Raw genomic sequence first — 19,190 nt, 5'->3', positions numbered from 1 at the left:
TGTTTAACATCACGTACCGTTGTTCCACTTCCATTCATAAATCACTGCCCTTATTCAGAAAGTGTCGATTCAACTGGCGCCTCATTGGCAAGCGGCTCCGAATCATCGGAATGCCGTTCGAACATAACTGCGTCAACCCTCGTATAGATCATATCCGCAGGAAGCGTTGGCGGGTCTACCGTGGTAGGCGAAACTCTGGTTAACCGGACATACTCGCTACCGTCACCCGTAAAGTCGAACATTCCCAGATTAACCCAACCCGATGAGCCGGCTGTTGCATCGATATAGGTGACCTCGGTACCCGTTTTATGTTTCACTTCCACTTTGACATTGTTATCGTTTGCCGTCGTATGGACGAGTTTGTAGATCGAGACCGTATATTTCCCCTCTGGGAACTGGCCTTTCCACGTTGCTGATGAGCCTTGAACTGTTGAATAGCGGGATTTAACCCCAATTTTGTATCCTGCTAAATTGCTTTGGCTCCAAGACCCTTCTGTCGTGTATAACCCCGTTGTATTTGTACTATCGACGATAACCGTTAGGTCCCTGATCGTGATGTTCAAAGGTGGTGTGGTTAAGGTCACTCCGTCAATCGTAACCGTAGCCCATACCTCAATGTGATCCGTGTCTCCATCAAGATTAAGAAGGGTCAACACCCCACTGTTATTCACTTCGGCCAGATCCGTACGATCAACGAAATACTGCACATCGGCTTGTGTAAGATCACCGACCAAACCGTTATCCAAATAACCGGTTACATTCAGTTGTGCGGTTTGAGTCATCTGCAGTTCGTTCCGATCGGACAGGATCACAGCAGACTCCAATTGCGGTATCCTGTTTGGGTCCACCCACATGATTGCATCGGCAACGACTCTGGACTTATTGGCCTTATTGGTTAGTTCCACGTACCCGCTATCGCCTGCAGCAAAAGGATAATCCCCCAGGTGCATCCAAGTACCATTCGCTGTTGTCTCATCAACTGTCACCGTCTCGGAACCTCCGCTATGATAAACGGTAAATGAGACATTTGTTGCCCAATTTTCACTCGCAGCCGTGATTTGCGGAATCTTGTAATACACACTGTAAGTGACACTTTCCGGCAGCTCAGGCCGCCATCTCATTTTACTTGTCGCTGTGCCGGTCGTAGATTTGGCATACACATAGTTATCATAATAATAATCGTTAGCCGTCGTATCCCTTATCCAGACGCCTTCTGTCTCCGCCTCCGTATTATCCACGATGATGGATGAACTATCCTGCCCATCGGGTTGGACTGGAGTTTCCGTTACCTGATCAGGCAGATAAAGTGTACGCTTGTTGGTCTGTTTCCCGTCCGATTCCACGTAATACGTAAAGGTTTGGGATAAATCATCCACTCGTATAGACCATTCCATCGGGTATATCGTATCGGGTATAGTCGTATACGTAGCTCCGCCATCCAATGAATAATGGATTGTCGCTGGTTTTGTCGTTTTGGCCTGCACATAAACATCATAGACCGTTTCGTCGGGCTTAACGATCAGCATGCCTTTAACCGCATCAATTGGACTGTGGGTATCAAAGAAATAACTTGCATCCGATGTATCTGCCGTTCTGACCTGATGTAGCGGCACATTAATGTTAAGTCCTTCTACAATGATCGCGGTGATGCCCTTGCCTGAAACCGTGGCTTGAATGATTCCACCACTCATAACTGCTTGCTCTGGTGTACCATTGTCGCGGATGATCGTTACGGTATAATCCTGTGCCGGGTTGAATCCAATGATCTGTTCATTCAATTCAATCGGAGTCTGAACTTCTTCAGACGATGCATTGCTTAATCCGATGTAGAATTTATCCCCGCTCTCACCCGTTATCCAATTCAATTGAGGATGGTTGGTCTTAATAATCCCCTTAGGCATCCAGAGCCAAACGTCCGAATTACCATAAAATTGACCTGGTTTATTCCCATAGAGGTGATATTTGAACCATAAAAAATTCGTTTCAAATACGGAAGGAAACGTAATGCTCCCGTTTGATTTCAATGATTGTTCGCTGATCAAATAATCCATCGTTTGCCCGAGTTGCCCAGGGATATGGTGATAATAGATGGATGTAGCCCCGCTGGGGCCTTCCAGAGGAAAGTCCGGTTCAAGTTGGCTAACGGCGAATCCTTTATAATAATAACCTGGATAACTGGAATATCGTCCAATAACCGCATTATGAGCAATATCCTGCAACAGTTCATCCCCTGTATAGAGCGACAATCTCAGCATGAACGGAGCTTCCTGAGCATTCATCCGATAATAGCCGGTTGTACTTCCTGCTTCAAACGTCAATCCGCTCGGTGAAATAAGCCAACGCTCCGCTTGAACACCTCCGGCAATATCTTCGGGAAGCTTGAGCCTAGGATATTGAAATTTACCACTTTCCGGCCAATGAAACGACTCGGCGTAATTATATGTCTCCGGCTGAGGAATTGTAACGTTACCTTCAGGAACTGGACGAGCAACAAACATGGTCGCATAGCGTTTGGCTTCTTTATAGGCGGCATCCAAGTATTTGGGATCCTGAGTTTCCTCATATAGCTCCAAGATCTCCATCCACAGCTTGCTATAATAATAAATGAACTCATTTTTACTCACATCGACGGATGCAGGCGTATCAATATGTTGCGCGATATAACTGTCGGCTGCATCCTTCGCAGCTTGCAAATACTGTGCATCTCCCGTCATCCGATACATCATCAGGGGCTGAATGACAGGCCCCCGGTCTTTCTGATCCGGGTCACGTACAAGGTACTCTTCCTGAGCGAGTGCACCAATGCCTGCCGAAGTGCCCATCATCTGATTAACAGCCGCTACGCTTGAAACATCAAAAGGCAGAGTAGCCATTTTCCATAAGGAAGGCACACCGTATACTTTCTTCTGCGTTGGCGACCAACCGATACCATTTCGCGATACGCCATACTGGACGGACGGTAGTGCTCTCGTATCGTAAAGCTGGTCATCCCCAGTTAAATAATAAGCTCCCAAAAGAACCGCATTTGAGCTTGTTCGGACGCTATCCTCGTTTTCGATATCAATAAAACCCTTGGCACGGCTCCACCACCCGCTGGGTGATGGGACATAATTAACAGAGTCGTCTCCTTGCGGCTCAATTTTAAGGAGATCAATCATATTAAACATCGCGTCAGTAAGCGACTGATCTGACACATTTTTCCGGTATGCCGAATAATCGTACTCATTGCGAAGAATATCCACGTAGGACTCATATAGATTGCTTTTTTGAGCGATTAGCCCCATATGAAATTGATAGGTGTTTTCTGCGGCCATTTGCGAATAAGTCCCTAATTGAGGCGCATACAGGATTGGCTGCACGCTGCCTTCGTTGTTAACCAGGCTCATGCCAAGCCGTTGTTTCGTAACACCTCCCGTCGGTTCAAATTCAACCGGAAGCTCTGCCGAAGGTACAAATACGCCATACGTCAATGGATTTCCTGAACCATCATTTTTCTCAACCAGGCTCATCGGAGCGCTCAGCTCTCTTAAACTTGTTGATTCCACCGTACCTACCATTTTGGCATGTGACCTGAATCCATTTAACACTTCATTGATGCCCGAGACTGCCTCTGTTGTGAAGGACTGATATCCAATCACATAATTGCCGTCGCGGCGAGGTGTAAAGGCAAAAGAAACATCTGGTTTATCCCCTGCCATGGACCAGTTCACTTCAAAATCGTAATCACTGCCATGCGCAGAATCGGTTAATACCGCCGTCTGGCTGTCTGGAAAATGGACCTCGTCGAATGTAATCCAGCGTTTGTTCATCGTATCGTAGTAATTGGTTCGGCTGCCCGCGTTCCCGTCCAATAGAACCCATTGTTCCTCAAGTCTTTCCGATTCATTATTGATTGGAACCCAGTTCCCTGTCTCCGTGTTTTTGTAGAACATGTCACGAACGATGGATTTACCTTCATCCCATGCTGCCTCATAGAAGGTTGCCTTATAGTTCGCATTTTCGATGCTGCCTTTCTCTGTGTAACTGAGATTCGCTAAGGTACGGCTTCTTAGCGGGGGGAGCGGTGGTGCTTGTTGACGGATATTCCCCTCGAACTTGACTGCATCAGCCCGCGTAATAATTGTACCCGTAGAAGGCTGCGTTCGAGTCAGCCTGACAAATTCGCTATCATCACCACTAAACTCATACTCCCCCAGATCCACCCATCCAACCGATGGACCTGACGAAGGTCTTAGATCCATAAACTTAACATCCGTAATCCCGTTATGAACAATCTCAATTTTCACATTACTGTCTGCTTTATCCGCCCAATCCAGCTTATAAAACGATATTCTCGCCGTCCCTGCTTCCAAGCGTGGATTCCAGGTGATGCTTCTACCTACAGCGTCTGTAAATTTGGAACTGGAATTATTGTATCCCTTCACTCCCGCGCTTGTGCTCCAATATGGAGCGGAGAATCCGTTATTAGCGTTGCCGGAATCAACCGTAACGACATGATCAATTGTGAGGCTCCCATCATCAATGATGATTGTCTTATGTGGCTCTTTCTGCGTTATATTCCCTTCGAACTTAACCGCATCCGCGCGTGTAAGGATCGTGTTTGTGGTGCCGGTAGAACGGGTCAATTGAACGAATTCTTCACCAACTCCAGAAAAATAGTACTCTCCCAAATCAACCCACCCTGCTGGAGCGCCAGATGAGGGTCTTAGATCCATAAAGACTACATCCGTTGTTCCATTATGAACAATTTCGATTTTTACATTGCTATCAGCCTTATCCGCCCAATCCAGCTTATAGAACGATATTTTCGCCGTTCCTTCTTCTAAGCGTGGATTCCATGTTATCGTTCTGCCTGCTGTACTCGTATATTTGGTGCTGGAAAGATCATACCCCTTCACCCCTGTGCTTGTAGTCCAATTTGGAGCCACATATCCATTGTTCTCGTTACCCGCATCAGGTGTCACAACATCATTGATCTTGATACTCCCGTCATCGATGATAATCGTCTGATAAGGTAAGGTCTCCGCATCAGCGGCCCTTATTCCGATCAGGCTGGAAGGAACTACGACCGTCAACATGAAAACGATGAAGAAAAGCAGCTTCCTTTTGACCATACAATTCACAGCCTCTCCTTAAATGATAACGCTTCCATAAATGCATTGCCTTTTGCTCAAATGATTGTAAAAAAGCAATTAACCTTCCCCTTCTGTCTAATTCCGCTCTGTCGTTTTTATCTTAGCATGTTACATGACGGTGAAATTTCTTTCATTTTAAGAATTTCTTATACGATTTTAAGTAAAAAAAGAAACCTACATCCTAATTGATTGCTCAGTTGCAGTCAGATAGAATATAGGTCTTTCAAGTGTTCCAAGAGGACTTATCAATTATAAAGGCGGCTGCACCAATAACAACTTTCCAAGCTGAATGACGGTTTGATCATACCAAGCAGGATGCTGCCGAACATGCTCCATACTTCGTTCATTGCCACTTGCCTCAAACACGGCCGCTTTTTCAGTTTTCTCGTGATCAATCTCGAAGCGAACGGTATGTTTCCCATTTGGTAGCTCCGGCAAGAAAACATATTGATTTCGATTATGATCGTTATAGGGTGTGAATCGATCAACAAGGAAGGGTTCCCTTCCATCCACCGACACCTTCAATCGGCCAGAATCCGGCCCCCCGATATCAAATAAGCCGATGTGGGTTCCCTCAAACTCCACTGTGATCGCCTCTCCGGGATCAACTGCTCGCCATAGACCGGGGAACAACCAATCATACTCTCGCACTAAAGGAAAATCATCTGGGGTCATGTAAGACCACCCTGCGGTAAAATGAGTGAGACGATCCAGTGGCAGCATGGTTGCATACTCCCAAGGATTGGCCGGGACCAAGGGGTCCTGCGGCAAGTGATGTTCGACTTTTCCCACGTGATCTCGAAGTTCGCTCATTTTCTCAAACGACCGAATGATGGTGTCCGTGTAAATCTGGTGTCCTTCGGGAATCGTCGGATGGATCGAATCATGCGTGAAAATAATTGCCCCGGGAATGGCCACGCCTGCCCTTGAGGTGAAAATGAGCTTTCCATCCGAAACCAATTGACTGACCGCTACGCCCAGATGAATCGAAGGAATGCCGTAATAGTCGGCGACTTCCTCTTGCATAAGAGCGCCCTTCTGATACTCGCCGGATTGAAATGAGGTCAAATCCCGCTCCTTAACCGTATATACAAACATGATATCGGTAAACCGGCTGCGCTTGCGGATCTGGCGGACAATGCCTTCGATCCGTGCCTTGGATTCGGGAACTCCCCCATCGTTTCCAACGAATTCAACAAATACGAGATCAGGCTGATGACGCAGTACATCGGTCTCCAAACGGGCGCAGCCGAGGTCCGATCCTGTCCCATCAATGCCTGCATTCACACAGCGGATATCCGCATGGGGATATTGCCCTCGCAGCCAATCCGCCGTCATGACCCTGTATCCTTTCGAACGTGTATTACTGCCGCCAAAATAGACTATTGTTACTGTTTCTCCATTTTCCAACTTCTGAATGACATTAGGCAGCCCTCTTCGAGGAAAAAATTCCTTCATCACGACTTCACCCGACCTCACTTAGCGTTTTTAAGAGCAAAAAATTTAACAGCAAACACTTCATAATAGGGCGAACCATATGTTGCACAGAAATCAAATCGGATTTGGGTTACACCTTGTGCATGCACCTGAAGTTTATTCAACGAAAGATAATTCCCACGGACTTTAATTTCACTCTTGGTTCCGTTTTCCAAGGTTAAAGTCACATTATAATCTTGGATCAGTGGCTCGATCGGATCGTCGAAATGCTCCAAATTCAGCTGTGAATTGAAAACAAGATGGATTTCATCCAGATTCTTGGGGTTTGCAAAACCAAATTCCAACCATTCCTGTCCTTCTATACGTTCCGAAATCCAGCCGTTCGGCAAACCATAAGGTCTGGAGAAACCGTTGACGACATTCGCGGGATTATACATATCCTGGGATGGTATCAGGTCTTTGAAGCAAATGCTCTTATTAAGTTTCTTTAGCCTGGATGGCTCTTCCGGTCTATAATAGAAGCTCACTGCTCCTGTCATTTTCTCTTCATTGCTGTGTACAGTGAGGTCCGCCGTACCTTCCAATACGATGTAGATTTTGTCGTCTTCTGGCTTCTTGCAGCTGAGGTCCAGTGTAATCCAGTCATCGTGACCCGCTGAAATCAACAAGTTGTAGCCTTTCAGCTCGCTGGTGGGAATATAGTTTTCCTTCCGATCCCCGCCAAACAGCTTCACTTGCAGCATTTCTGATTGCTCGGATCTATTTTTAATTTTGATCTGCACACTTTCAACCAGAGATGTCTGGATCGGCAAGACCAAACATAACGCGTTCTCCAAGGAAATCTCTTCGGTTGGATGAAGTTGTTCATAGCTTTGCTGAGATGAGGCCCGAATCGTTAATCCGTCAGCGAAATAAGGATCCAACGGCTCATGAAGCCCTACAATCGTTTGCCCGTCTCGAAGCAGCTGCGCCTGAAGCTCACCCATATGCGCTTTGACGATGGCCGCGGGGTCTGTATCATATTTTACGCATAACGCAGCAGCCGTTCCTACCGCCTGCCCCATACAACCACAAGTTGCCATCACCCTTGTAGACCCAAAAGCCACATGAGTAGCGCTTATATTACGGCCAGCGAACATGAGATTAGGAATATTGCGTGAAAATAAGCTGCGGAACGGGATATTATACAATCCCGGCACAAAATTCCACGCTGTAGCGGGACCCTCATCGTAGATGCCTTTATTCGCATGCAGATCCATATACCAGCCTCCGACGGATACCGCATCTTCGAAATGAGGCTTTGCTGTAAGATCGTTCTGAGACAGCATGTGTTCCCCTATAAAACGTCTCGACTCTCGCTTTCCCGGAATCGGGCATACATAATCCAGGATGAGATGGTCTACATCATCAAACTCACCGCTATTTTTGATATAATCCCATATCCCGTACACCAATTTCCGCAGTTCCAAGGCGATGTCTTCATTATTCTTGATAATATCCATATGTCCGCCGTATTCCAGCCACCACAATCCGCCAAGCCCGTTGATTTTTCTTGGAAAAGACCGATGGTTTAATCCTTTTCGGATACTATCGAAAAACTCCAGCTTCGTAATATCATACGCAAAGCCTGGTCTTTTGTAAGGAACGGAATAGTTTACGTCACGGGCTTGAAACAGAATCGTATCACCCATGGTGTAATGATCCGCCACTTCTGGAGCGAGTTCCTCCTTGTATTCATGCTTCGCCTCTCTTCCCCATCGGAAGTGAGCACCAGCTTGGTATCCAACAATTCCATCCCCGGAGCAATCAATGTAGGTTGGGCTTTCAAAACGAAATTTTCTTTCGGAAGCCAATTGAAGGCCCTCCACCCATTTGATTCTGCCGTTCTCCAAGCCCGTTTCATGCACACATGTATTCAGGAATAGAGAAATGTTGGGCTCATCATAAACCATGTCAAGCAAGACCGTATCCGAAAGTGAAAGCATAAGTTTTTTGTTGTATAACGGATTATAATGAAAGATCTTCAGCTTGAGTTCTTCTACCAACCCGCCTTCGCGAGCATAATAGGATGGACTGTTTCCGAGATATGCCGACCCGTTAATGTGAACTCTGACCTCGCTGCTCGCATTTCCACCCAGAACTGGCCGATCATTGATAAGTGAAACCAGGAGTCCTTGGCGTGCGGCAGCAATGGCAGCGCATATCCCGGCAATTCCTCCACCTACGACGGTTACATCTGCTTTCATAAGTTCCATTTGGATAACCTCCATGATTAGATGCTCCTATCATGGTAATGGTTTTGGCCCCTTTTTTTTTACAAGATTTCGCGAAAAAATCATACATTTTTTGCATCCTTAGTTGGATTCCTACCGTGTCATTTTTATCCGATATTGCTTGGGTGTATCCCCCGTATATTCTTTAAAAAGTTTGCAAAAATACCCTTCATTGACGATACCTACTTCCTCACACAATTCCAATAAAGAATAATCCCGAACGTTTAACAACTCAAGGGCGAGATGGATTTTTTTACGGTTAATGTAGCTAATCACGCCTTCGTTCATTGTTTTTTTGAATAAGCTGCTAAAATATGATGGCGCTAAATTCACTTCCTCCGCAATTGCCTCCAGCGTTAAGCGCTGTTTCAGGTTTGTCTCTATATAATGCATAGCACTCATAATTTCTGCACGATGTAATAGTTGGCCCGCATGCACGTATTCGAATGTGAAGTCACCAATATAGGCGAGCTGCTCCTGAAAAGCCATAAATTCCATGGGGAAGTCTGGAACTTCCGTGGCCATCTTATTCCCCGATTTAAATTTCACGGTAATGTCTCTGTACAAATCTCTAATCATTGGCGCCATGATAGACTTATGGATTTTATGGTCGGTAACAAATTGCGACAGATCAGCAAGTGCATTGTCCAGCTCTTCCTTGGAAATCTTTCGTTTCAGCCGTATAAGAAAATCAGCCAGCTTCTGCTGAAAATCTGCTTTTTTGTCATTATGGTATTGGAACCGATGCATCGGTGTTTTTACGACTTTTTCGGTATGATAATAGAAGTCCTCACTCACATTTTTAGCTTCCGTATACGCCTGTTTGATCGATTCCCAGCCTCGGTGCGGACTTCCAAAAGCGACAGATACCCTTTTATTCAAATATTGATGCAAATGAGAGATGATCTGCCCTCCCAATGATAGGCAAGCATATTCCGTTTCCATATCACTGCGGTTATTTTCCCAAGATAGAAAACCAATAAAACGATTATCCGACAGATCCGCAGCTACCCCACTGCTACCATTCATCACCGTTTCTTCGATGATATTTGTAATCGCATACTTCAAGATGTTTTGATCTGCGGCCGCGTATTCGTTTCGGAAACTTTCATACGTATTCATTTCAACAATGAAGCAGCAATAGTTCGCTTGAAAGAAATGAAACTGCATGCGATTAGCAAAATCTGATGCCCGATGAGAAGGAATTTCACCTCGGATCAATTCGTTAAAAAATTGCTTGCGGACTCTGTATTTATTTTCAAGCACGGATACGTTTAACGAGTGAAATTCCGCTTCTTTTTTCTCAAACTCATTTAAAATTCCGGCTGCCTTATCCAACGCTCGATTCAAATCGGCTTCCCTCAACGGAACCTTTACAATGTACTCCAATACGTTGGCTTGAATCGCCCGCTGAGCGTATTCGAAGGATGAATAGGCGGTCAGCAGTATGTATTGGGTATGGGGGAGCTCCGCCTTGAGCTGCTCAATCATGGAGATGCCGTCCATTCGCGGCATTACAATATCAGATATAACGATATCCGGTTTAAGTTTTATGATCTCCTCGATCCCATTCAGCCCATTATTCGCTTTGCCCACCAGAACAAAACGTCTATCCCTGTGAGAGAGTTCATTAAAAAACAATTCCAATCGTTGAATGATCAGGTCTTCATCGTCAACAATGAAGCAGGTATAGTCTCTCCCCATTATGCATCTCCTTTTGGCAATTCTGCCGGGAATACAGCGCGTATACGGGTTATTTCCTTAGGTATGCTAATGATATCCAGCCCAAATTGATCTCCGTAGTGGAGTCTTATTCGCCCATGAATATTGTTCAGCCCGATTCTTTTTCTTTTTACTTCCTCTTCAGTCGGTTCTGAGATTAAAATATGTTTTATTTTATCAGCTGTAATTCCCTCACCTTGATCAATAACTTCGATGATGACGATGCCGTCCTCCCTGTACGCATGAATCGTAATAGGGCCCTCAATTCCCCCTCCGTTATAACCATGGAAGATACTGTTCTCCACAAGGGGCTGTAACAGCATTCGGAAAACTGGAAAATCCATCAACCCTGCTTCGATATTTTCAATCAAGTGGAAGTTTCGGTTATACCGGATGTTCTGGATCTCGATATAATCTGCTACATTGCGTAATTCCTGGCGTAGGGAAACCTTCTCTGAAGCATCGTCTATTCCGTATTCCAATAATGAAATGAGCGATCCGATCACCACATCTACTTTCTCTATTTGTCCGAGACGTATCACATTGCTGATCGAACCAAGTGTGTTATACAGAAAATGTGGGTTAATTTGAGACTGTAACACCTGGATTTCCAACTTCCGCTCAAGTTCATTATGAAGTTCAGCTCGGCGAATCAGTTCAACAATCTGCTGAAGCATACGATCGAATGCTCGTGAAAGATCGCCAAACTCATCGTTTCGATTAATCGTAACTGTCGTTGTGAGGATACCTTGTTCCACCTGATTCATTTTTGTTTTGAGCGTATAAAGTGGTTTTCTTATATATTTGGCAACCAAAAAAGAAATGAACAAACTTAAAAGAAGACCTGCAGCAAGAAGCTCGAGGTAATAGGTTTCCAATCTGGACAACGCTGCTTTTAAGCGTGATTCATCGTTAATCGAGATGATGGTCCAGTTGAATTTCTCCGTTGGTTTTTTCAAAAGGGAGACCGGAATACCATCGTTGGTATACAGTTGAAGATTTGTTTCTGTTGTATCCAGAATTTCTTCCGCTGACGTCTCTCCGATCGAAAAAGAATGATCTTGGATATTCAGAGGTCCTTTATTTTCAGAAAATCCGGCAATGATCTTACCTGACGCAGTGATCAGAGCCAGATTCATTTGTTCCTGTTTATTAATCTTGAACAAGGTTTCTTCAATGGCATTTAGATCTAAATCAACCGCGATGGCCATAGGAAACGGAGCACCGTTCAGATATCGAACCATCGTAACGGTCCAGCCGGAATACTTCGATTTGTAAGGTTCACTAACAAAGGTAGTCCTTCTATTCTTGTCAGCCGCATCAAATAAAGGTGCTCTTTCAGATAAAGGTTCATCGAATATTCGAGTAGGTGTACTTCCACCCAAAATGGATAAATCGCTTTTGATCAAATAAATATTACTGACATAAATACTGTTGAGTTCATACAGCTCCCTTAATTGCTTTTTAATCACTTCGGTATTGTTAATGTTGGCTTTCACTGATGTTTCAACTGAGAAGAGAATCGTCTGGAAGGAGGAAAAATTAACGGTGAAATACTGGTCAACCTTGTCTAGTATTTGATTGGTGTAAAAAATGTCATTGGTTCTTATTTCCTTTTGAACATAGCGATAAGACAATTGGCTTATCAAGATGATGCAGCCTAATACAAAGGCAAACACGATAAAAAATAATTTTAAAGGCAAGCTGATTCTTCTTCGCATCCATCATCTTCCTTTTAGTTCCGTTTTAAACTAAGAATAGCATATGCTAATAAAGAGAGGGGCTACGAATAGCCACTCTCTCTTCGTTTATTTTCACTTGATAAGGCCGGCTTCTTTAAATTGCTGGATTGCGGTTTCCTTATATTTCTGCATGTCAAACTTGGTATCCAGCGTCTGGAGGAAATTGTCCCAGTTGGAAAGAGGCTCTTTGCCCGTCATAAATTTAACCAAGCTTTCATTAATGAAACGTGTGCGGTCAGCATCCAAGGTATCGCTGGGGTCTGGGGTCAATAAATTTCCGGGCAACGTTGGCCCCACATATTGCTGATTGTCCTTGAAAGCTTCCGCCGTCTTTGGATTCTGGAAGCTGAAGTACTCTGCATCATCACCACGGCGCGGCATTCTATAATGATCGACCCATAGGTACTTCTCTTTCATTTCCTTTGATAACTCGGAGGTTTTATTCTTGATCTTGCCGTCTACGACATCCCAATGGATGCCTTTAATTCCGTATGCAAAGTTCGGATAGGCTTCTTCATCCGTAAAGAGATAATTTAGCATGGACAAGATCCGAATGATTTTGTCCTCGTCCGCTTTTGCGGATATGGCCCATGAATTGCCTTGGAATGATTTTCTCTCTACAATTTGATCCCCGTAAGGACCTTTCATCGGAGGAATAACGATCCATTCGGGCACCTCGCCACTAATTTCTTTCATTTTCTGTTGATAATCCGGTTCCAGTCTACGAGCATCTCTGATCATGAAGCCAACTTTTCCCTTAAACATCTTTTGGTCCAACAGATCAGGCGAATTCATCGTCACCCAGTCTGGGTCAACCACCTTGGATGCCATCATTTTATTAATGTAAGCAAGCGCCTCTTTCATTTTGGGATCGATAAACAGAAATACCGGTTCATTATCTTTTATCTCAACGGCCGAAGGAGGATTGACGCCAAACATCCACATCAAGCTATCAAAGCCGTAGGTTTGCAGATTGCCTTCTTTATTCATACCGCCGATGAATCCGTACGTATCGTTTTTACCATTCCCGTCCGGATCTTTCTCTGTAAAGGCTTTCATAACTTCGAACAACTCATCAGGTGTCGTTGGTACTTCCATATTCAACTTTTTCAGCCAATCGTTACGGATGAAGAAGCTTCGACTGATACCGTTTACATTATCATAGCCTGGAACTCCAATCGTTTTTCCTTGATAGGACATCGCCTCCCAGGAGTCGGTGCCAAATCGTTTCTGTAATTCAGGGAATTGGTCCATATACGGTGTCAAATCCGCAAGAACACCTTGGTCGTAATATTGCGCAAGATCAGCACGACTCTTCAAGAAGATCAAGTCTGGAATATCCCCGCCTGCAATGAGTGTATTCAGTTTGGTTGTTGCTTGACCCGCTTGAGGAATCATCATCTCCAAGTCAATATTCATCTCTTCTTCCAACATTTGGCGTTGAATATCTTCATCACGTGGAGGTACCGGAGCAGCAGCATTAAAAGTACCTTGGTTAAACATTGAGATTTTCATTTTGTTTGCAAACTGGCCAGACTGGCCTTGCGAATTACCCGAAGTTGTCGATGTAATTTCTTCATTTCCCCCACATCCTGACAATAGCGTTCCAAGCCCTAAAATTGCCGACAGAATAGCAAATGAAATCTTTTTACGCTGCATATTGACCTCTCCTTTGCTTGTATATTATCACGGTTTCCCCGTAATAAGTTAGGTTGGAACATCTTTTATCCTTTAACGGATCCCAGGAGTACACCTTTGGTAAAATGCTTTTGCAAAAATGGATAAACGATCAATATCGGAACTGTAGTTACAACAACTGTAGCCATCTGTACAGCGAACGTACTGACAGCCCCGGAATTGGCGAGCGAATCAGCGCTTTGAGTTGCAACGTTAAGCAGGATGTTGCGCAAAATCACTTGAAGTGGCATGTAGTTGGAATCATTGATATATACAATGGCATCAAAATAACTGTTCCAATGCCCGACTGCGTAAAATAGGGAAATGGTAGAAAGTACGGGTAAGGACAAGGGTAAAATGATCCGCCATAACGTCTGAAGCTCACTCGCACCGTCTACCCTCGCTGATTCCTCGATTTCACCAGGTAATTGCTCAAAAAAGCCTTTGATGATCACGAGATTAAATGCACTAATGAGATTTGGAATGATCAATACCCAAGGACTGTTTAACAATCCCAGAGAGCGGATTAGTAAATATGTCGGAATTAACCCTCCACTGAACATCATGGTAAACACAATGAAGAGTAAAAACGGACTTCTTCCGGGCAAATATTTTTTGGATAACGGGTAGGCCGCGATTACCGTAAAAAACACATTTAACGCAGTTCCTACAATTGTTCGAAACAACGTAATTTTATACGCCTGCCAGATCCCATGAGAAATGAATACTTCTTTATAGGCCAGAAAGGTAAAGGATTCTGGTATAATCACAATCCCTCTTCTTAATACTTCCGATTCTGGCGTTACGGAGACAGCAACCACATATAGAAAGGGTAGCACGCACAGTAGGGATAATAAAATAAGAATTACATAAACGACGGTTTGCCAGACTTTTTCCCCGATTGTCATATGGATCATTTTAAAGACCACCTCACCAGATTTGCCCATCGAATTTTTTGGCGAGCTTATTCGCTGCCAACACTAAAGCAAATCCGATGACAGCTTTAAACAATCCTACAGCAGTAGCCAAACCGATCTTAAGACGCTCCAACCCTTCCCGGTATACCCATGTGTCGATAATATCGATCTTCTCTTGGTTAAAGGTGTTGGCAAACATGAATATTTGGTCAAAACCCGCATCCAGGATATGGCTTAATTTAAGAATCAGCATCAGAATAATGACGCCTCGAATGCCAGGTAACGTGATATGCCAGAGCTGTCTCCATTTGGATGCACCATCCATTCGAGCCGCTTCATATAAGCTTGGATCGATTCCTGCCAAGGCGGCAAGGTACAAAATCGCCCCCCATCCAATATCCTTCCATACTTCAGATAAGATGATCAGCATTCTGCCCCAGGCAGGTTCCGTAAGAAACGAGATGGGTTCAAAACCAAAATCCTTCAAAATCATGTTAAAGAGACCATCGCCTGGGGCTAGTAATGCTACCATGATTCCATACACAATGACCCATGACAGAAAATGAGGCAAATAGGTGATTGTCTGAACAATCTTCTTAAACCATTGGCTATAAACTTCATTGAGGAGTAAAGCAAGTACGATGGGTGCGGAGAAACCGAACAATAACTTATACAGCGATATGATGATCGTATTTTTCATGATGTCCCAGAAATAAACGCCGTTCATAAAATCCGTAAAATTTTTGAATCCCACCCATGGGCTATCCCATAGTCCCAAAGCCAGGTTGTAGTTTTTAAAAGCAATCATGATTCCCGCCATAGGAATGTATTTGAATACCGCAAAGTAAATTAAGGCTGGTAATAAGAGAGCATACATCACTTTGTACTTTTGGATCGTCCTTATCCATGTCTTTCGCTTTTTGGAGATGGGAATGGCGTCCGCTGCCAACTTTGCTTGCATTTCATCACCTCGTCTTTGTTTGTATTTGTATAATAGCACCCGCCTTTCGGATAAATTTCTGAAATATCAAGAATTTCTTATAAGATTTTAAGGAAGTGTGCCTGGGCTCGTTCCAACAGCTAATCCCGGCAAGTGAGATAAAAACTTGTTCCACTAAAATAAAAAAAAGCCGCTATAGTAGCGACTTTCCATGCCGTATTTATACTTCTCCCCAAAAAATCTCAGTTTCATAATCGAATTCAACAATACCCTCTTGATTGTTTTTATCAAATAGATTCCGCAGTTCTGTCATCATAGGATCGTAATTTGCATGCCCGGGTACAGGGCTGTAAGAAGATGATAACAAACGGCCTTTCAATCCTTCGAAATCGAACTCCTGACTCATTCTGAATCGCATTTCATGCATTGAACCTTCCTTGAAAAAAGAGAGCAACATCGTCTGAGAAATATTTTTATGATTAACTTTTTCGTAGTCGGTTCCATATGTATGGAGCAGTTGATTGTACTCTTCACGAAATGGAGTACCGTTAGTAAGACGTGAATTCCAGATGAGTATTACTCTCCCACCTGGCCGTAGAATTCTGCGGAACTCGATTTGGGCTGCGGAGCGATCAAACCAGTGAAATGCCTGAGCACAGACAATAAAATCAACCGACTGATCAGGTAATCCAGTAGACTCAGCAGAACCTGATGTACTCTGAAATTTAGGATTACTTTCTAACATTTGCTCGGCGGCTTCCCGCATTGCCTGATTTGGCTCGACTGCGACTACATAGCTTCCGCGTTCCAGAAGTAGTTTTGAGATGATGCCAGTACCTGAACCGATGTCTGATATGGTACTGTTCGCATGTAAACCGACGACGTCGTACAAATAGTCAATAGCCTCTTTTGGATAACTCGGGCGGTATTTCAAATACGAATCGACCCGGCTCGAAAACCGTTCTCTATTGTTCATCGATCGTCACGCTCCCATCACTATTTTGACATCCTATATACTGGCTTCAGTAACAGCTTCAAAATTTTACTGCCCCAAAAAGCAAATACCGTCGTTCCGGTCCATGAACTGCGCTTATCTTGGTTGTATTGATCGTTGATCATATAAGTCCGAGTCGAAATAGGACTCTTCAGACCGAACTGTTCCCATTTCTCGGGATCATTCGAACCTCCGAGTTTTCTAAGCATATGCGCCGATTCATGATCTATTTTAGCCGGAATTTGCTCGAATGCTTGGGTGATTTGCGTATGAAACTCGTCGATCGGGTTGCGACTGGTAATGCTCTCGAGGTGAATGCTTTCACGAATGTAAGAAACAAATGCCAGATGGTCAGCCCAGAACTCGTCGATGTAAAAAAGCCGTACACGCTGCTCCGATGGACTCATCAGTCTCCCAGCTTTCAAAATTCCGAGCCGTTCTTCATATAGAATTCGCCTCTGATCCTCCACCATATCCGAATAACAGTTCAATTCCCGCTGAATATCGAAGTTTTGACCTATAATAACGCGCTGGATATGCTCGATTTTGCTGCGGAGCGCCGGATCATCAAGAACCTCGTCCTGATTTGGGGCGCGAAACAGTTTATGAATGCCAAAGCGAAGCATCAACTCGTCTTCCAGGCTAATATAAAATACGGAAGCTCCAGGGTCACCTTGGCGGCCGCAACGTCCGCGCAGCTGGTCATCAATCCGCATACTTTCGTTCACATATGTACCTATCACGTATAATCCGCCCAGTTTGGCAACCACTTCTGCCTGTGCGGGATTACCACCGCCGAGACGAATGTCGACGCCGCGCCCTGCCATATTCGTAGATACCGTTACCGCGCCTATTTCTCCCGCTTTAGCGATGATTTCGGCTTCTTTTGCATCGTTTTTTGCATTCAGAACCTGGCAAGGTACCCCAGCAATGGCAAGCTCCTCCGCTAGCATATCAGATTCCTCGACGCTTGACGTACCAATAAGAATGGGGCGTCCCACCCTATGGACGGAAGAGATTTCTTGTACAAGCGCCTTATATTTGGCTTCTTTATGGGTGTAAATTCGGTGCTTGTGGTCGATCCGTATGTTTGGCTGGTTTGGCGGTATTTGCACGACCTGTAACGCATAGATATCCTCAAATTCCATTGCTGAAGCGTGCGCCGTAGCCGTCATTCCGCAAATTCCCGAATACAGGCTAATAAAGTGCTGAATCGTGATCGTACCGAGAATTCTTCCGCCGGCCTTCCACTGCAACCCTTCTTTTGCCACCAGCGCAGCTTGCAGCCCGTCCGGCAAATACCTGTTCTCGGCCACACGGCCGGTATGTTCTTCGATTAGCTCAATTACACCGTCCCGGACGATATAATCGACGTCTTTTTTTAATAACGATTCCACATGCAACGCACAATTCAATGATGTTAACCAATGACTGTTATGGCTATCGTACAAATTGCCACATCCCAGCAGCAACTCCGCTTTTGCAGCACCCGCTTCATTCAAATAAACGTTTCGTTGGAATTCGTCAAAATCGTAATGCTCTCCTGGCTGCAGCTTACGGGCCACTTCTGCGAAAAGAACGCCATCACTCTTGGAAGCACTCGAATCGCCACTAATGACTAGTGGCACCCGCGCTTCATCAAGAAGCAGCGAATCTGCTTCGTCAACGATGACGTAGTGGAAAGGACGGTGTACGGTATCAGCTTCATTGAATGTTATTGTGTCACGCAAATAATCGAACCCTGCTTCTTTAGCTGTAACATAGGTTATATCCTTGGCGTAAGCTTCCCGTTTCTCGAAAAGGCTCATGCCCGATTGAACCGAGCCTACCGTTAACCCGAGGAAGCGATAGATCGGGCCCATCCACTCCGCATCTCGATTTGCCAAGTAGTCGTTAAAAGTAAGCACATGAACGCCTTTGCCTGTCAAAGCGTTAAGATAAGCAGGCATAACGGCAAAGAGTGTTTTTCCTTCACCGGTATGCTGCTCGATCAAAAATCTCTCGTCCAAAGCAATCGCAGCCATAATTTGCACATCGTAAGGCTGTAATCCGAGTGTTCTCTTCGCAACCTCGCAGACTAGAGCATAAGCATCTACAAGCAGATCATCCAAAGGCGTGCCTGATCTTGCTTCTTCTTGCAGCCGAAGGGATTCCGCTTGCAGGCGCCGATCGTCCCAAGTTTCCAAATTCCGTTTCCTTATAAGCTCCACTCTGTCTCGATAATCTTTCAACAAACGCCGGGTATCGCGCTCTTTGAATTCACGTATCAACTTGACGACTACATTCATCGGAATTTGATTCCTCCTAAGTAGAAATAGCGGTGCTATATATGGCTTTTTTAGCTGCATCCATT

Annotated in this window: 10 protein-coding genes; all 10 read right to left on the bottom strand. The window is 44.6% G+C overall.

The features are described 5' to 3' along the window. Positions 1-50: 50 nt before the first annotated feature. The gene (locus MHI12_RS15740) at positions 51-5,114 is read right to left on the bottom strand and encodes a hypothetical protein (protein WP_405169655.1); all 5,064 of its coding nucleotides are present in this window, start codon (positions 5,112-5,114) and stop codon (positions 51-53) included. A 270-nt stretch (positions 5,115-5,384) separates the two neighbouring features. Continuing rightward, on the bottom strand, positions 5,385-6,593 hold the full coding sequence (locus MHI12_RS15735) for a GDSL-type esterase/lipase family protein (RefSeq protein WP_405169654.1): 1,209 nt from the start codon (positions 6,591-6,593) through the stop codon (positions 5,385-5,387). Positions 6,594-6,610: 17 nt separating this feature from the next. Beyond that, a complete protein-coding gene (locus tag MHI12_RS15730; RefSeq protein WP_405169653.1) occupies positions 6,611-8,827 on the bottom strand; it encodes an FAD-dependent oxidoreductase in 2,217 nt (738 codons plus the stop codon). Between the two features lie 111 nt (positions 8,828-8,938). Continuing rightward, the gene (locus MHI12_RS15725; protein ID WP_047843079.1) at positions 8,939-10,549 is read right to left on the bottom strand and encodes a response regulator; all 1,611 of its coding nucleotides are present in this window, start codon (positions 10,547-10,549) and stop codon (positions 8,939-8,941) included. Then, the gene (locus tag MHI12_RS15720; protein ID WP_405169652.1) at positions 10,549-12,288 is read right to left on the bottom strand and encodes a histidine kinase; all 1,740 of its coding nucleotides are present in this window, start codon (positions 12,286-12,288) and stop codon (positions 10,549-10,551) included. Before MHI12_RS15720 ends, MHI12_RS15725 begins: the two co-directional genes overlap by 1 nt. Before the next feature lie 93 nt (positions 12,289-12,381). Then, the gene (locus tag MHI12_RS15715; protein ID WP_405169651.1) at positions 12,382-13,968 is read right to left on the bottom strand and encodes an extracellular solute-binding protein; all 1,587 of its coding nucleotides are present in this window, start codon (positions 13,966-13,968) and stop codon (positions 12,382-12,384) included. Positions 13,969-14,033: 65 nt separating this feature from the next. Continuing rightward, on the bottom strand, positions 14,034-14,903 hold the full coding sequence (locus MHI12_RS15710; protein ID WP_076210617.1) for a carbohydrate ABC transporter permease: 870 nt from the start codon (positions 14,901-14,903) through the stop codon (positions 14,034-14,036). A gap of 13 nt (positions 14,904-14,916) precedes the next feature. Next, positions 14,917-15,864: an ABC transporter permease subunit gene (locus MHI12_RS15705; protein WP_341007575.1), complete on the bottom strand. Its 948-nt coding sequence runs from the start codon at positions 15,862-15,864 to the stop codon at positions 14,917-14,919. 199 nt (positions 15,865-16,063) lie between these two features. After that, on the bottom strand, positions 16,064-16,819 hold the full coding sequence (locus MHI12_RS15700; RefSeq protein WP_405169650.1) for a class I SAM-dependent methyltransferase: 756 nt from the start codon (positions 16,817-16,819) through the stop codon (positions 16,064-16,066). Between the two features lie 20 nt (positions 16,820-16,839). Further along, entirely contained in the window at positions 16,840-19,125 is a 2,286-nt protein-coding gene (locus MHI12_RS15695) for a DEAD/DEAH box helicase (protein WP_405169649.1), read from the bottom strand. Positions 19,126-19,190: the final 65 nt, after the last annotated feature.

Origin of the sequence: Paenibacillus sp. FSL H8-0280, from assembly GCF_045040665.1 — a bacterium.
GTDB classification, from domain to species: Bacteria; Bacillota; Bacilli; order Paenibacillales; family Paenibacillaceae; genus Paenibacillus; species Paenibacillus xylanexedens_A.
The sequence above is the reverse complement of the archived record's forward strand: the minus strand, read 5'-3'. Positions and strand labels throughout refer to the sequence as shown.

What these genes read in the sequence shown, in the direction of transcription:
- MHI12_RS15715 (WP_405169651.1), bottom strand. Translation starts at nt 13,968, where the DNA reads ATGCAGCGTAAAAAGATTTCATTTGCTATTCTGTCGGCAATTTTAGGG.
- MHI12_RS15700 (WP_405169650.1), bottom strand. Translation starts at nt 16,819, where the DNA reads ATGAACAATAGAGAACGGTTTTCGAGCCGGGTCGATTCGTATTTGAAA.
- MHI12_RS15720 (WP_405169652.1), bottom strand. Translation starts at nt 12,288, where the DNA reads ATGCGAAGAAGAATCAGCTTGCCTTTAAAATTATTTTTTATCGTGTTT.
- MHI12_RS15740 (WP_405169655.1), bottom strand. Translation starts at nt 5,114, where the DNA reads ATGGTCAAAAGGAAGCTGCTTTTCTTCATCGTTTTCATGTTGACGGTC.
- MHI12_RS15730 (WP_405169653.1), bottom strand. Translation starts at nt 8,827, where the DNA reads ATGGAACTTATGAAAGCAGATGTAACCGTCGTAGGTGGAGGAATTGCC.
- MHI12_RS15735 (WP_405169654.1), bottom strand. Translation starts at nt 6,593, where the DNA reads ATGAAGGAATTTTTTCCTCGAAGAGGGCTGCCTAATGTCATTCAGAAG.
- MHI12_RS15695 (WP_405169649.1), bottom strand. Translation starts at nt 19,125, where the DNA reads ATGAATGTAGTCGTCAAGTTGATACGTGAATTCAAAGAGCGCGATACC.
- MHI12_RS15710 (WP_076210617.1), bottom strand. Translation starts at nt 14,903, where the DNA reads ATGATCCATATGACAATCGGGGAAAAAGTCTGGCAAACCGTCGTTTAT.
- MHI12_RS15705 (WP_341007575.1), bottom strand. Translation starts at nt 15,864, where the DNA reads ATGCAAGCAAAGTTGGCAGCGGACGCCATTCCCATCTCCAAAAAGCGA.
- MHI12_RS15725 (WP_047843079.1), bottom strand. Translation starts at nt 10,549, where the DNA reads ATGGGGAGAGACTATACCTGCTTCATTGTTGACGATGAAGACCTGATC.